Origin of the sequence: Cohnella pontilimi (assembly GCF_005049045.1) — a bacterium.
In the GTDB taxonomy this organism is placed as follows: domain Bacteria; phylum Bacillota; class Bacilli; order Paenibacillales; family Paenibacillaceae; genus Cohnella; species Cohnella pontilimi.
Genome location: NZ_SUPK01000004.1, coordinates 331086 through 346748, shown reverse-complemented (window position 1 = coordinate 346748; position 15663 = coordinate 331086). Strand labels below are relative to the sequence as shown.

The window sequence follows — 15663 nt, the reverse complement described above, 5'->3', positions numbered from 1 at the left end:
TGTGAAACACGATTTCAAAAAAATCATTTCTGTTATTAGTATACTCTCTCGCGCTTGCTGCGTAAAGCCTTTTTGCCTGCTTTTCGCCTTAGATTCCGCTTGCTTCATCCGTTTCATGCGGGCATGAAAACCGCGGGTTGCGAATAGGATGAACCGACTCAATCTGCGCCTTCGGGCGCAAGCGGGGAAGGGGGATATCCGGTGCCGGAATCCAAAATTAACCCGGCGGACTGGAAGCAGGCGATTGTCGGGTACGTGAACGCGGTGAATGAAGCGGGGCTTCGGGGCGATACCGGACTGTTGTATACGGCGGTTCCGGATGCCGCGCACCGGAACCGGCTTGCCGCACGGGCGCAGGCATTGTGGCAGCGGGAAGCGGAGCGCGGGATTCGGGCGCTTCGCAGCGAGATCCGGGCGAGGATCGAGAGATACTCCGCGGTCGGCGCAGGCGACAAAGAGTTGGTGGCGGACATCGCCTTGCATACGGTGCGTTCTTTTGAACAAATGGGAACACCATGGCTGGAGGAGCGGGTCGAGCGGGAAAGAATCCGCCTGGTGCGGATCGGCCGGGAGTGGAGTGTGGATACGATAGAACCGCTGGATTCTGAAGGCCGGCTTGTCACAGTTGCCCAGCAGGAGGAAGAGGAGGATGCGGGCTTCGTTCGCCGGAGCGCCATGCCGTCGGTGCCCTTTTTGAATCCGGAGGCGATGAACCGTTTTAAATCGAGGGTATATGCGGGTGACGGACCAGATGGCGTGAACTGGCACGGCGGGTTTCAACGCGGCGTTCCTTATCGAAGGGAAGCGGTCGTCGCGTATGCGGAAAGATGGTGGAACGATCCGAACCCTCAGTTTGAACCTATGGAGGTCAATTGCACGAATTATGTCTCCCAGTGTCTCTTTGCAGGGCAAGCGCCGATGAACTATACTGGGAAAAGGGAAACGGGCTGGTGGTACAAAGGCCGCGTGAACGGGCAGGAACGCTGGAGTTACAGCTGGGCGGTAGCCAACAGCCTCCGGCGGTATTTGGCTCATCCTCGCGCCTTCGGAATGCGGGCGGAGCAGGTGGATTATCCCGGCAGGCTGCGGCTCGGCGATGTAATCTGCTATGACTGGGACGGCAACGGCCGGGTCGGCCATAACACGATCGTGACCGGGTTCGCGCCGGACGGCATGCCGTTGGTGAACGCGAATACGGTCAGCAGCCGGCACCGTTATTGGGATTACCGCGATTCCTACGCGTGGACGGAGCGTACCCGGTATCATTTTTTTCATATCGCCGACGAGTTTTAAGTGGGGCGAGTGGTGGCAATCAAGCGAAGGACTCGGAGGTAAGTCATGGGGAACAAAATCCGCGTCGGCCTCGTATACGGCGGGCGTTCGGGCGAACACGAAGTGTCGCTGCAGACCGCGTTGGCGGTGTTGAAGGCTTTTGATTACAGCAAGTATGAACTTATTCCATTTTATATCACATCTACGGGGCAGTGGCGGTCGGGGCCGTTGCTTTCTGCGCCTCCGGCGGCTGTGGCAGAGCTGCAGTTCGGGAAGCCGGGCGCGGGCGGCGAGGCGGCTGGCGGGGATGCGGCTAGCGGCGAGGCAGCTGGCGGGGATGCGGCGAATGGCGGCGGGAATGCGCTGTTGCCGGTTTTGCGGGGCATGTCGGAGCGTGTGCTGACCGAAGGAGAGCCGGCAGGCGACGGCAAACCGGTCGACGTCATGTTCCCGCTGCTGCACGGCACGTTCGGCGAGGACGGCACGATCCAAGGGTTGTTCGAGATGGCCGGCTTACCGTATGTCGGAGCGGGTGTATTAGCCTCCTCCGTCGGCATGGACAAGGTCGCCATGAAAATGATGTTTGCCCAGGCGGGACTGCCGCAGGTAGATTACCGCTACTTCACCCGGTTCGGCTGGAAAGAAGACCGCGAAGCGCGTCTGAACGAAGTGGAGGAACTCGGTTATCCGTGCTTCGTGAAGCCGGCCAACTTGGGCTCTTCCGTAGGCGTGTCGAAAGCCCGCAACCGGGAAGAGCTGACTGCGGCGATCGAGACGGCGCTGCGTTATGACCGCAAAGTCATCATCGAGCAGTTCGTCGATGCGCGCGAGATCGAAGTGAGCGTGCTGGGCAACGACCAGCCCCGCGCCTCTGTGCCCGGGGAAATTCGCAGCTCCAACGAGTTCTACGATTATAAAGCGAAGTACACGGACGGGAAATCGGAAATGGAGATTCCCGCCAACCTCCCGCCGGAGACGGCGGAAGCGGTGCGCCGCATGGCGGTCCGCGCGTTCCTCGCGATCGACGGCTCCGGGCTGTGCCGCGCAGACTTCTTCCTGCGCCGCGACAACGGTGAGCTGCTGATTAACGAAGTCAACACGATGCCCGGCTTCACGCCGTACAGTATGTACCCGCTCATGTGGAAGGAAACCGGCGTCTCCTACCAGGAGCTGCTCGACACGCTCATCCGCCTGGCGCTGGAGCGCTACGAGGAGAAGCAGTCGATCGATTACGGCAGCGAGGTTTGAGGGGCGCCGATCGACTCCCACAGGCACGGGGGTTGAAGAGCACCAAGCGGACTCCCGCAGAGCGCGGGGGTTGAAGGTGACCATATTTGCCAAAATAGCGGAACACGGTTCCGCTATTTTTTATGCTCACGCATTGCCGCGAGTAAGGGGACGTATATTTCTTTGTGGCTTCGACGTTCTGAGTCGAGGGGATAGTTCGGAAAGTGTGCAGCGGGGGCGGTACGATCGTTCTGAGTCGAGGGGATATGTCGGAATGTGCTCGTTCGGGGACAGTGTAGCTCGATTTCACCGTTCAACGGCTGGGTCACTCGCTGCTCGCGCACTTCCGTTCCCCCTTCCGGCGAGTTTATAATAGCTCCAAACAAAGTTCTATAGAGGAGGCGTCGTCATGGGCTTTCAGACCGAGTTTAATTCGGTGTGCAAATTCAAATCGGAGCAGGAGCTGTACGAGCTGCTGGAGTACGGACGCGGCAAAATGGTGAAAAAACATTTTCGCGTGTTCCCGACCGGCCAGAAGGTCATCGCCTATTCGCCAGACAACCGGGCGGTGGCTATTGTGAAAATCGTGGCTTCCATCGCGGAGATCAACTTCCAAGGCGAAGAAGTGACCGAAGTGGAAATGGAACTAATCCGCAAATTGACGGACGAAGAAGCGCGGGTGCAGACGGCGTTGGCGCATGAAATGTTTTTCGGTGACCAACAGTAACCCTAAAGCCAATCGCTGAAGGGGGCCGGCTTGTCATGATCGTCCGGTTCGGATACGTCGCTATGTCTATGCAGCTGGAGAACGCCTCGCCTTCGCGCACGATGACGATGGCCTCCTTTTCCAAACTCATCGACCGGGAGGCAGGGCTGCGTCGCCTCGAACGGATCGCAGAGGAGAATTTGCACAATACCCTGCGATTGCTCAAACATAACCGTTACATGGACGTCAAGGTGTACCGGATGACCTCCAAACTGATCCCGCTGGCGACGCACGAGCAGTTAAGCGACTGGGACCCGTACCCGGCGCTGGCGGAACATTTTGCCCGAGTTGGGGAATTCGTCCGTGAACATGAAATGCGCGTCTCTTTTCATCCCGATCATTTTACGGTGCTGAGCACGCCTCGACCGGAGGTGTTCGCCCACTCGGTGAAGGACCTCAACCATCACGTCACCATGCTCGAAATGATGGGACTGGACGAGCGGGCCACCTGTAACATCCACATAGGGGGAACCTACGGCAACAAGCAGACGGCCGGCGAGCGGTTCCTCCGACAGTTTACGCAGCTTGAGCAACGGGTCGCCAAGCGCATCACGCTGGAGAATGACGATAAAACGTTCACCGCCGCCGAAACGCTGGAGATCAGCGAGAAGGCAGACGCGCCGATGGTGCTGGACCTGCATCATCACATGGTCAACAACCCCGAAAATGATAACATCGAGCTGCTGTGGCCTCGCATCCATCGTACGTGGCAGCGGCGTTTCGACGATACGCTTCCTCCCAAAATCCACATCTCCACACCCAAAAGCGACCGCGATCCCCGGGCCCACGCCGATTACGTGAATCCGGCGCCGCTCCTGCGGTTCCTTGAGGAGATCGCCCGTACAACGCCGGCCATCGACGTCATGATCGAAGCCAAGCGCAAGGACGAATCGCTTTTTCGGCTCATGGACGACTTGAAGCTGCTGGAATCCCAAGGTGCACTGCTACGTATACGCGACGGAGCCAGCATCGAAATCACTGGCTGAACGGATCAGCCTCCCGCCACGCCCCGCCTCGCAGAAAACGCTGACAAGCCAGTTGCAATCGCGCCGGAAATGGGTTACTTTGGACAAGAAGGTTGCCGGTGCAACACTTGGCGGCCGTTCTATTTTCGGTGAGGAGGAACCGACTGATGAGCGGATTGCTGCAAGGTAAAAACATTGTGGTTATGGGCGTCGCCAACGAACGAAGCATCGCCTGGGCCATCGCGCAATCGCTGTCGTCCCAAGGGGCGCGGCTGATCTTTACATACGAAAATGAGCGTGTGGAAGAGCGAGTGCGCAAACTGGCGGAAACGATTCCCGGATCCATCATGCTTCCCTGCAACGTGACCTCCGACGAAGAAATCGAAGCATTGGCCTCCCGGGTGAAAGACGAAGTCGGCGTTCTGCACGGCCTCGCGCATTGCATCGCTTTCGCGAAGGCGGAAGAGCTGGACGGCGAATACGTGAACACGTCCCGCGCCGGTTTTGCGCTGGCGCACGACATCAGCGTGTACTCGCTTACGGCTGTCGCACAGCGGCTTTATCCGCTGATGACGGAAGGCGGCAGCATCGTCACCATGACCTACCTCGGCGCGGAGCGCGCGCTGCGCAACTATAACGTCATGGGCGTGGCAAAAGCTGCGCTGGAGGCGTCGGTGCGCTACTTGGCGAGTGATCTTGGTCCAAGCAACATCCGGGTCAACGCGATTTCCGCCGGCCCGATTCGAACGCTCGCGGCCAAAGGCATCGCCGGATTTAACTCCATCCTGAAGCAAGTGGAGGAGAAAGCGCCTCTTCGCCGAACGACGGAAGCGTCCGACGTCGGCGACACCGCTTTGTTCCTCATGAGCCCGTGGGCTCGCGGCATTACCGGCGAAGTTTTGTACGTCGACAACGGCTACAATATTGTAGGCGTGTAACCGCATCATGAATTGACTCCAATGGAGCTGCCCTTCGTCCCGTGCGACGGAGGGGCTCCTTTTTGCTTACGAGGTGGCAGAAGCAGATGGAAGCTTATGTTTGGCCGGTCCTGTTGTTGATCGGCGTCATTTCCGCCGTTTTCGGCAGCATCGTTGGACTCGGCGGCGGTATTATTACCGTGCCGGTGCTTATCCTGATCGGACCGGACTTGCTCGGCGAGCCGGTCCCCTCACAGGTCGCGGTGGGCACATCGCTGGCGGTACTAATTTTTACGGCTTTATCCTCGACTTGGACGTATCAAAAACAAGGCAAGGTGGATTTCCGCAGCGGCTGGCTGTTCTTCGCCACGAGCGGCCCGTCGGCGATGGTGGGCGCGCAGCTGACGAAGCATATTCAGCAAGGCCCGTTTGAGTTTGCCTTCGGTTTGTTTATGTTCGTTATGTTCGCCCTCATGGTTGCCCGGGAACGGATGAAGCCGCTCGTCATTGATTGGCCGATCATGCGCACGTTCACGGACGGCCAAGGACAAACCTATCATTACGGCTATAATGTGTGGGTCGGTTTGCTGATCGGCTGCGGCGTCGGACTTGCGTCCGGCCTGTTCGGCATCGGAGGCGGTTCGTTGTTCGTGCCGCTGATGGTGCTGCTGTTCCGGTTCCCGCCGCATGTGGCGACGGCGACATCGATGTTCGTCATTTTGCTGTCGTCGATTCTCGGCTCCGGCGTTCATGCATGGCACGGCCATATCGATTGGCGGCTGTTCGCTTTCCTCGCTCCAGGTGCGCTCATCGGAGGCCGGGTCGGCGCCGTCATCGCATCCAAGCTGAGCGGACGCCAGCTTCTCTGGCTGCTCCGGGCGACGCTGCTGGCTATGGCGGTCTATTTGATTATTAAAGGCATTGGCGAAATGTAAAAAAGAAAGATTCGGATTTGAGGGATGGATATGGACGAGCAGTATCCGAACAATATCGTCGGGAGCAAAAGTTTTACAGCGGTCGCTATCAATTGTGCGGCCAAAGCCGGAGAGTGGATCAAAACAAAAGCCGGTACGGTAACGCAACTGGATACGAAATATTCGATGCACGATCTCGTGACGGAAGTGGATAAGGGATCCGAGCGGATGATCCGCAACCTGATCGCTACGCATTTTCCGAGTCACTCGTTTTTGGGAGAAGAAGGGGTAGGACCCGGGCCGGAAGCGTCGGCAAAAGCGATCGAGCGGGTAAGCGACGCTGAGTATGTGTGGATCGTAGACCCGGTGGACGGGACGACCAACTATGTGCACGGGTTTCCGTTTTTCTCGGTGTCGATCGCGCTTGCCCATCGGGGGCAGGTGATCGTAGGCGTGATCTACGACCCGATGAGAGACGAACTGTTCGTCGCGGAACGTGGGAAAGGCGCGTACGTACACGGCCGCAAAATGAAGGTTTCGCCGGAGCTGACTTTGGCACAAAGTTTGGTGGCGACCGGATTTCCAGCCGATCACAGGGCGGCGCTGCCGGCGAATTTGAAGGGCATCCAGGCGATCGCCCCTCAGGTGCGCAACTTGCGTATCTCCGGTTCGGCCGCTTTGCACCTCGCCTACGTGGCGGCAGGACGGCTCAGCGGATTTTGGGAAATCGGGCTGAGCGCTTGGGACATTGCGGCCGGCGCGCTGCTGGTGGAGGAGTCGGGCGGGCACTTGTCCGACACGGAAGGAAAGCCTTATCATTTGGGCGTGCGCAACATCGTGGCTACCAACGGCCATATCCACGACGAATTGGTGGTAGCGTTGGGCCAAGCCGGCGCGGCAGGCTGACCGGAGCCGCTTTTGATGCAGGAACGGGAAAATATCGGACTGGGGGAAACCAACTTGTCATCCGGTTATATTATGGCGATCGACCAAGGGACGACAAGCACGAGGGCCATTTTGTTCGACAAGGAAGGAAACATCTCGGCGTCGAATCAGCGGGAAATCACGCAGTATTTTCCGAAGCCGGGATGGGTGGAGCATGACGCAGAGGAAATTTGGTTGTCGGTACTCGGCGTTGTATCGGAAGCTTTGGCGGACAGCGGAATTCGAGCCGACCAGATCGCCGGGATCGGCATCACCAACCAGCGGGAAACGGCGGTGGTGTGGGATAAGGCGACGGGCGTTCCCATTCACCGGGCGGTCGTGTGGCAGTCCAGACAAACCACCGGTATATGCGAAGATTTGTCTGCCAAAGGATACGACGATGTTTTCCGCAGCAAAACAGGTCTTTTGATTGACCCCTATTTTTCCGGCACCAAGGTGAGATGGCTTCTCGACCACGTCGAAGGCGCGAGGGAACGGGCGGATCGCGGAGAGCTGCTTTTCGGTACGATCGATACGTGGCTCGTATGGAAGCTGACCGGCGGAGCTGCGCATGTCACGGATTATTCTAACGCGTCTAGAACGCTTATGTACAACATCCATGATTTAAAGTGGGACGAGGAACTTCTGGCGATTCTGGGCGTTCCCGCGCAGATGCTGCCAGACGTTCACTCTTCGTCTGAAATATACGGCCACACGGTACCGCACCACTTCTTCGGGCATAGCATCCCGATCGCAGGCATGGCCGGAGACCAGCAGGCCGCTTTGTTCGGGCAGTCATGCTGCGAAGAAGGCTTGGCGAAGAACACTTATGGTACCGGGTGCTTTATGATGATGAACAGCGGCACGAAACCGGTGGCTTCCGAGCACGGTTTGTTGACCACCATCGCTTGGGGCCTCGGGGGCGAAGTGTTTTATGCGCTGGAGGGCAGCATTTTCGTTGCCGGTTCCGCCATTCAGTGGCTTCGCGACGGGCTCGGGATGATCGGGACTGCGGCCGAAAGCGAGACGCTGGCCGGCCAAGTGGAGTCCACCGATGGGGTGTATGTGGTTCCGGCCTTCGTCGGATTGGGGACTCCTTATTGGGACAGCGAGGTGCGGGGAGCGGTGTTCGGTCTCACCCGGGGGACGACCAAGGAGCATTTTGTACGCGCGACCCTCGAGTCGCTGGCTTATCAGACAAAAGACGTGCTGGACGCGATGGAGCGAGACTCGGGATTAAAGCTCCGCGAGCTGCGGGTCGACGGCGGGGCCGTTCGCAACGAGCTGCTGATGCAGTTCCAGAGCGATTTGCTGGAAGTACCGGTGGAACGGCCGGTCATCAACGAAACGACGGCATTAGGCGCGGCTTATTTGGCCGGTCTTGCCGTCGGATTTTGGAAGGATCTCGGGGAAATCCAGAAGCAGCGCGCGATTGCGGCGAGCTACACGCCTGCGATGCCGGCCGAGCGCAGAGAGAAGCTTTATGCGGGCTGGCAAGCTGCAGTTCAAGCGGCAAGGGCTTTCCGGCATTTTTCATAACATAGCATACACAAGATGATATCCGGACGAAGTATGGAGAGAAGCCGCTTGACGTCCGCAGCCCTCTCGTTGAGGGCCGCGGGTCGCTTGGGGTTTCTTTTACTATTGCGGCCGTCTATCCGCCCGTAAGAACAGGAGGAGAGCCATGAATCGATCCTTTTCGAGCACATGCCGTGTCGATTGGCTTCGGGAGCTGAAGGAAAACGTATTCGACGTTTTGGTTATCGGAGGCGGCATCACAGGCGCGGGAATTGCTTTGGATGCGGTAACCCGGGGGATGAAAACCGCCCTGATCGACATGCAGGATTTCGCGGCGGGCACCTCCAGCCGATCCACTAAGCTTGTCCACGGCGGACTCCGCTACCTCAAACAGCTTGAAGTCAAAATGGTCGCGGAAGTCGGCAAGGAAAGAGAAGTGGTGTTCCGCAACGCGCCGCATGTCACGACACCGGAGTGGATGATGCTCCCCATCTACAAAGACGGCACATTCGGCCGGTTTTCGACCTCTGTCGGCTTGTTGGTGTACGATTTTTTGGCGGGGGTAAAACACAGGGAGAGGCGCCAAATGCTGAGCGCACAGCAAGCGCTCCTCAAAGAGCCGCTGCTTCGCATGGAAGGTCTCCTGGGTGCCGGATATTATGTCGAATATCGGACGGACGACGCCCGGCTCACGATGGAAGTGGTGAAAAAGGCCGTCGAAAAAGGAGCGGCAGCGCTCAATTACGTCAAAGCGGTCCGGCTATTAAACGAAAACGGCAAGCTGACCGGCGTGGAGGCGGAAAATGTGTTGAACGGGCAGCGGTTCAACATCCGTGCCCGGCGGATCGTCAATGCGACGGGTCCTTGGGTGGATGAGATCCGGGAGATGGACCGCTCCAAACAAGGAAAATCACTCCGGCTCACCAAAGGCGTGCATCTCGTGTTCGACCGGATCCGGTTTCCGCTCAGACAGGCGATCTATTTCGACGTGCCGGACGGGCGGATGATGTTCGCGATCCCGCGGGAGGGTAAAACCTATATAGGCACGACGGATACCGATTATGCCGGAGAGCTCACCGACCCGCAGGTGACGGCGGAAGACCGCACCTATATTGTGGAGGCGGCGAACACGATGTTTCCGGAACTCCGGCTTCGCGTGGAAGACGCCGAATCCGAATGGGCTGGGCTGCGCCCGCTGATCTATGAGGAAGGTAAGCCGCCGTCGGAAATCTCCCGCAAGGATGAGATTTTTCGCTCGGCATCCGGCTTGTTGACCATCGCGGGAGGAAAGCTGACGGGCTATCGGAAAATGGCCGAAACCGTCACCGATATCGTAGCCCGCGAACTTCAAGACGATGGCCTCGGTCCGTTCGGACCCTGTCTCACGAAGATGCTGCCGTTGTCGGGCGGCGATTTCGGGAACACCGACCGTTTTCCCGCTTTTGTGCAAGACAAGGCTGCCGAAGGCAAGGCTCTCGGTTTGTCGGGAGAAGCTGCCGAACGCATGGCACGGCGATACGGCATCAACATATCCGCTATTTTCGCCAGGCTGCCCGAATGGAGGGAGGAAGCCTCGCGGAGCGGGCTGCCATTGGACGTTTATGCCGCGTTACGATACGGCATCGAAGAGGAGATGGCTGTGCTGCCTGCGGATTTTCTCATTCGTCGAACAGGTGGCTTGTTGTTCAACATCGAAGGCGTCCGCCAATGGTATCGCGGCGTCATTCGGGTCATGGCCGAAGAGCTCCATTACACCGAAGATCAGGTCAGGCGGTATGAGGACGAAATCGAGCGTGTGCTCCACCGGCCGCTAATGACGGATTGACACTTGATGGATTGATCATCCTACCGAACAAAGGGGGCAATAATTCATGGATAACGAACGCGAAAACGAAGCGGAACGATTGCTGGCGGAGCGGCTGATGGAATCGGAGCCTCAGGGCGCCGACCCCGAAGAAGAAGCGGTGAAACGTCTGCCTCCCAAGTGGGAGATTCGCATCCAGACACAAAGAGATCCGGTTGCCGAGGAAACCGCTGTCTATCGGTCGATGGCGAAAGAAGTCGATGGAAGGTACGATGAACGCCTAAAACCTAAGAATAACGCGGAATAATGCTTCCTTGCATGCTGATTGATCCGCTCGTCCAATGTTTATTAACAAATAGCATCGGAGTTCGGATCACCGGCTCAAGGAGGGATAAGAATGGAATATTCTTTGAACAGTTGGACCTTCGAGCGACACTTGGGTCCGCTGCGTTATACGGAATGGGACGAAGACCAAAAACGCCACGTGGTTCGCACGGATACCCAGCCGCAGTCAAGCACTCTCCTCGGATTGTTGGTCCGCATGGGGGCGAATGCTTATCGTTCGCTGGAGCTGGCGTACGTTCACTTATCCGACCGTTCGGAAGACGCGCTGCGGGATTTGAAAAATGTCGCGAGTGTATCCAAAATCGAACTGGCTTCGTTGCTGCTGGATTTCGGCGACTTATCGACCACCGATCCGATACGGCGCAATCGCGAAATGGATCTGTACCGGCGCTGGATCGACTTCGCCGCGGATGCCGGGTTTCGCAGAGTCCGGATTCCGGCCGGGAACAGCTCACCTGACGATCGGGCCGCACTGATCCGTGCTTCAGCCGGCCTATCGGAGCTTGCGAACTATGCGGGAGACAATGGCCCCCGGATCGTGACAGAAAATGTAGGCGGACTTTTATCCCGCTCAGCCAATTGCTTGCGGCTGATTGAGTTGTGCCAGGGCAGAGTGGGTTTCACGGCCGATTTTGATAATTTTGACCGGAATAAATACACTCAGCTCGCCGAAGTACTTCCCTATGCCGAGACCGTTCACGCCAAAGCCCGGCTGGACTCGCGCGGCCGCATCGATGAAGTCGACTTCCGTAAATGTCTCGAGCTCTGCCGGGATGAGCAGTTCAGCGGACCTTTATCGCTGACCTACCTCGGCACCGAAGATCCTTGGCAAATGCTCAATGTCATGCGCACAATCGCAGAAGCCCTGCCCAGTATGGGTTCGCCGCTGGATGCCATAAAGTAAATTAGCTAGCCTTTTGCCTGGAATCTATCAAATAAACTTGTGTTTCGCCTGGAATCCGTCAAATAAACTTGCGTTTCGCCTCCTATCGTATATCTCCTTTTCACACAAACCCTGGCTATCCCGTCGACTCAGAATGAATTCCAGAATGAATTCTGGAGAGCCGATAGAATTCGGGGAACAATTCCAGAAAAAGTTCCTACGTTAAGGGGCAATACTCCCCCTCGAACCGTTCCAAGCGTAATTAAGCTAAACCGATAAATGAATACGAACGCTGATCAGGTCCGCCATTGTGCGGGCCATTTTACGTCGACCAATAGCTCGAATTTGGTAATCCGCATTGAAGAACCATTTAACCGACTCGTTCAAGCGCAGCAGGCCGCAGCCTCGGCCGTCTCCGGGTTGGAGTGGAAGCCTGACGCTTGCCAATCAACACAGGATAAATCAAGGTTCGTGTCTTGGCGCATAATTGAAACAATACATCGAAGATCGACGATTTACGATTTGTTACATTCCGATTGAAGCAAAACTGATTGAGATAAGCTTGCAAATGTTTGGGACCGATCCCGCCCCAAAAACCGATTTTGAGCCAGGCGACGGCTTCTATTTTCGCTGCGGAAAGGGCTTTAATCTTTTGGGCACTGCCGTAATGGGAAACACAGAACAAATCCGTTGTTCCTGGCGCTATGTTTTCCGAAATGAAGGACTCAACACCGGACGGGAGAACCCGCATATAGCACAGGTGCTCCTGGCGCACGGTTTTAATTTTGATATACTCGGGTTCCTGCCGATCGTTCATGGACGCGCCGACCCAGAGAGGGTACATGTCGCTCTTCGATTTAAAACCCGGGTGACGCGATCTTATGTAGACTCCGATATTGACCCTTACGGTACCGGTGAGCGGGTGTCCGGCGTCGGCCACACTAGTGGCGTGTCGGAGTTTGTGACCGATCAACCAGGCGGTTTTGTAGGTGACGCCGAGGATTTGTGAAAGTTGAGTCGCAGGCATCGCGTTGGATTGTGAGTGTAGAAAAATGGCTCGAAGCCACAGCTTCATCGGGGTACGGCTGCCTTCCAAAACGGTGCCGGCGATCACCGACGTTTGATGTCGGCAAGTTTTGCATTCGTACAAAGCCAGCCGCCGGGTGCGCGTAACATAAGCCTGCGATGCCCGGCAGCGCGGACAACGGAAACCGTCAGGCCATTTGGCCTCGAAAAAGGCTTGTTCGCAAGCTTCTTCCGTCTCGTATTCACGACAAAAATCTAGAAAGGACACCATCAACCGATACAATGAGACCACCCCGAGTCTGGTCGAATACTTAGGTTTCATTGTAGCGAACATTTGTTCTGATTTCAAGCGAATTTTGGTTAAAATTTGAAATTTAATATTCTGAGTCGATGGGATAGCAAGGTTTGCGAAATCTAGCTCGAACCAAGTGATTCTGAGTCAATGGGATAAGCAGGGTTGGGATCTCGGACTGATGCTACAAATATTCTGAGTCGAAGGGATAACATGGGTTGAGTGGTTTAGGAGCGTAGTGACGCCTTGGAGCCTCAAAGAAAAAGAGGCGGCGAGTTCCACATTCCTGCGGAACCCGCCGCCCCCTAGGGCTGGTTCATGCCATTTCTCGGAAACTCGCTTCCGCAGCTTCGAGCGTGAAGTCGATATCGGCTTCGGTGTGGGCGGTGGTTAAGAACCATGCCTCGTATTTGGACGGCGCCAAGTATACCCCGCGGTCGAGCATGAGCCGGAAAAAGCGTGCGAACGCTTCGCTGTCGGTGTCCTGGGCTTGTTCGTAATTGGTGACCGGATGATCGCAAAAATGAGTCGAAAACGCAGCGGCGATACGGTTGATAGTGAGCGGAACTCCGTGACGGGCCGCAGAAGCTCGCAGGCCTTCGGTTAATCTCACGGCGAGCGATTCCATGCGCTCGTACACGCCCGGCTCGCGAAGCACCTCTAAGCAAGCCAGACCTGCGAGAACCGATGCCGGGTTGCCGGCCATCGTGCCGGCCTGATAGGCGGGGCCAAGCGGAGCGACCCGGTCCATCACTTCAGCGCGGCCGCCGTAGGCGCCAATCGGAAGACCGCCGCCGATGATTTTGCCGAGCGCGGTGAGATCCGGCTGAATCGCCGCGAAGTCCGGAAAAGCGCCGTACGTTTGTGCCGAACCGTAGTGGAAGCGGAAAGCGCTGATCACCTCGTCATAGATGACGAGGGCACCGGCCTCGCGCGCCATTTTGCAGAGGCCTTCCAAAAAGCCCGGCATCGGCATTACCATGCCGAAATTGCCGACGATCGGCTCCACCATGACAGCCGCCACGTCGTCGCCCCAGCGCTCGAGCGCTGCGCGCAGCCCGTCCAAGTCGTTAAACGGTACGGTAATAACCTCGCTCGCGATCCCTGCCGGTACGCCGGCGCTGTCGGGGGTGCCGAGCGTTGAAGGCCCCGAGCCCGCGGCGACGAGCACCAAGTCGGAATGGCCGTGGTAACAGCCGGCGAATTTCACGATTTTGGTGCGTCCTGTTGCCGCCCGCGCCACACGGATCGTCGTCATGACCGCCTCGGTGCCGGAATTGACGAACCGCACTTTATCCATAGACGGAATCGCTTCTTTGAGGCGTTGCGCCAGACGGATTTCATGCTCCGTAGCCGTGCCGTAGAGTGTGCCGGATTGGGCGGCACGGATGATGGCCTCCGTGACCACCGGGTGGGCATGCCCGGTAATGATCGGGCCGAAAGCCTGCAAGTAATCGAGATAGCGATTTCCGTCGACGTCCCACATATAGGCGCCTTTCGCCTTTTCCATAAAAACCGGGGCGCCGCCTCCTACGGCCTTGAACGACCGCGAAGGGCTGTTCACGCCGCCCACGATATGCTGAAGTGCTTCCTCATAAAGACGTTCCGATTTTTGATGCTGCAGCATGTGTATATTCCTTCCTTGGTTTCTGTCCGGAATCCGATTCCGGATCAGGGAGTGGCCGCCGAAGCGGAGGGAGCGGGGGCGGAAGCCGACTGCGCAATGGTCGATTGCGATTTGTCCTGCGAAAGAGTGGCTTGCACGAACCCTTTTAAAGCGTCGAGATCTTTAATGCCGAGCACCGAGGAGCCTCCGACCTTTTCATCCGCGAGCAGTTGATTCGGTGGAATTTGAGCGGAGCCGGCTTGCTGCGATTGATACCCAAGCGTAGCGAGCTTGCGCATGTCTCCTGTAGCCATGTTTGTCTCAATATAAGGTGTAACTTGAGCTAAAATTTCCGGCAGCCGGATCAAGTTCCAACCGGATTTCATTTTTTCGGCGACCGCCTTCAGGAAATTGCGCTGACGCTCGGTCCGGGTAAAATCGCTCATGGCGTCGTGCCGGAAACGCACATACTGCAGCGCTTTGCTTCCGTCCAAATGCTGCTGGCCTTTTTTCAAATCAATGTCGAATTGATGGCCGTCCGCGGCATCCGTGTAATGCATGTTTTTCTCCACGTAATAATCGATGCCGCCCAACGCATCGACCAATTTGATGAAGCCTTGAAAATCGACATAGACATAATACTGGATGTCCAGACCGAGCAAATTGCCGACCGTTTTCATGGCCAGATCCGGCCCGCCGATGGAAAGTGCCGTGTTGATGCGTCCCCGGCCGTGATCGGGAATTTTGACCCACGTATCGCGCAGCACGGAGAACAAGTGAACCTTTTTGCTGGACGGATCAAAAGAAGCGACCATCATCGTGTCCGAGCGAGCGATCTCGCCTTGACGGACCCCTCTCTCGTCCCCGCCCATGAGCAAAACGTTGACCCGCTCGCTGCCTTCCCATTCCGGCGGCTTGTATTCCAGCTTTTCCTCGAACATCGAAAAACGCGACTCATCCTTCGGCTTGCTCATCTGGTCGAATTGGTGGTAAGTACCATATATGCGCCAAGCGATTGCACCAATGACGACGATCATCACACTGAGCAGGCCCACAAGCGTCCACTTCCATTTTTTGCTCATCGGCGATTATTCCTTTCCGGGCTGCTTGTTGCAGCCGTCGGATTTACGGCAAGGAGATCGTGAGGTAACATTACATAGTAAAAATTATAAAGTTTCGACTCATAGTGAAGCAAGTTGGTCGA

Annotated in this window: 14 protein-coding genes; 11 read left to right on the top strand and 3 right to left on the bottom strand. The window is 57.0% G+C overall.

The genetic code is table 11. From position 1 onward, the window contains the following. Positions 1-201: 201 nt before the first annotated feature. From E5161_RS10390 to E5161_RS10340, 11 genes are all read left to right on the top strand, one after another. On the top strand, positions 202-1293 hold the full coding sequence (locus E5161_RS10390; protein WP_136777718.1) for an amidase domain-containing protein: 1092 nt from the start codon (positions 202-204) through the stop codon (positions 1291-1293). Positions 1294-1338: 45 nt separating this feature from the next. Continuing rightward, complete coding sequence (locus tag E5161_RS10385; RefSeq protein WP_136777716.1) at positions 1339-2520, top strand: D-alanine--D-alanine ligase; 1182 nt, start codon at positions 1339-1341, stop codon at positions 2518-2520. A gap of 388 nt (positions 2521-2908) precedes the next feature. After that, positions 2909-3226 carry a hypothetical protein gene (locus E5161_RS10380; RefSeq protein WP_136777715.1) on the top strand — a complete coding sequence of 106 codons (318 nt, stop codon included), beginning with the start codon at positions 2909-2911 and terminating at the stop codon, positions 3224-3226. 35 nt (positions 3227-3261) lie between these two features. Beyond that, positions 3262-4251, top strand: coding sequence for a UV DNA damage repair endonuclease UvsE (gene uvsE / locus E5161_RS10375; protein ID WP_136777713.1), 990 nt, complete (start codon positions 3262-3264; stop codon positions 4249-4251). Between the two features lie 146 nt (positions 4252-4397). Next, on the top strand, positions 4398-5168 hold the full coding sequence (fabI, locus tag E5161_RS10370; RefSeq protein ID WP_136777711.1) for an enoyl-ACP reductase FabI: 771 nt from the start codon (positions 4398-4400) through the stop codon (positions 5166-5168). Between the two features lie 86 nt (positions 5169-5254). Continuing rightward, positions 5255-6082 (top strand): sulfite exporter TauE/SafE family protein, encoded by an 828-nt coding sequence (locus E5161_RS10365; RefSeq protein ID WP_136777820.1) that lies wholly within the window; start codon positions 5255-5257, stop codon positions 6080-6082. 30 nt (positions 6083-6112) lie between these two features. After that, a complete protein-coding gene (locus E5161_RS10360) occupies positions 6113-6967 on the top strand; it encodes an inositol monophosphatase family protein (protein ID WP_425456502.1) in 855 nt (284 codons plus the stop codon). A gap of 15 nt (positions 6968-6982) precedes the next feature. Further along, positions 6983-8524, top strand: coding sequence for a glycerol kinase GlpK (gene glpK / locus E5161_RS10355; protein ID WP_136777708.1), 1542 nt, complete (start codon positions 6983-6985; stop codon positions 8522-8524). A gap of 145 nt (positions 8525-8669) precedes the next feature. Then, the gene (locus E5161_RS10350; protein WP_136777707.1) at positions 8670-10328 is read left to right on the top strand and encodes a glycerol-3-phosphate dehydrogenase/oxidase; all 1659 of its coding nucleotides are present in this window, start codon (positions 8670-8672) and stop codon (positions 10326-10328) included. 46 nt (positions 10329-10374) lie between these two features. Further along, positions 10375-10614, top strand: a complete 240-nt coding sequence (locus E5161_RS10345) for a hypothetical protein (protein WP_136777704.1) — start codon at positions 10375-10377, stop codon at positions 10612-10614. 90 nt (positions 10615-10704) lie between these two features. Next, entirely contained in the window at positions 10705-11556 is an 852-nt protein-coding gene (locus tag E5161_RS10340; protein ID WP_136777703.1) for a sugar phosphate isomerase/epimerase family protein, read from the top strand. A gap of 349 nt (positions 11557-11905) precedes the next feature. Here E5161_RS10340 and E5161_RS10335 read toward each other — a convergent pair whose 3' ends face one another. The 3 genes from E5161_RS10335 to E5161_RS10325 all read right to left on the bottom strand — a co-directional run bounded on the left by E5161_RS10335 (position 11906) and on the right by E5161_RS10325 (position 15541). Continuing rightward, positions 11906-12910 carry a transposase gene (locus E5161_RS10335; protein WP_136777701.1) on the bottom strand — a complete coding sequence of 335 codons (1005 nt, stop codon included), beginning with the start codon at positions 12908-12910 and terminating at the stop codon, positions 11906-11908. Between the two features lie 259 nt (positions 12911-13169). Beyond that, the gene (locus E5161_RS10330; RefSeq protein WP_136777699.1) at positions 13170-14480 is read right to left on the bottom strand and encodes a glutamate-1-semialdehyde 2,1-aminomutase; all 1311 of its coding nucleotides are present in this window, start codon (positions 14478-14480) and stop codon (positions 13170-13172) included. Between the two features lie 44 nt (positions 14481-14524). Continuing rightward, positions 14525-15541, bottom strand: coding sequence for an LCP family protein (locus E5161_RS10325; protein ID WP_136777697.1), 1017 nt, complete (start codon positions 15539-15541; stop codon positions 14525-14527). Positions 15542-15663: the final 122 nt, after the last annotated feature.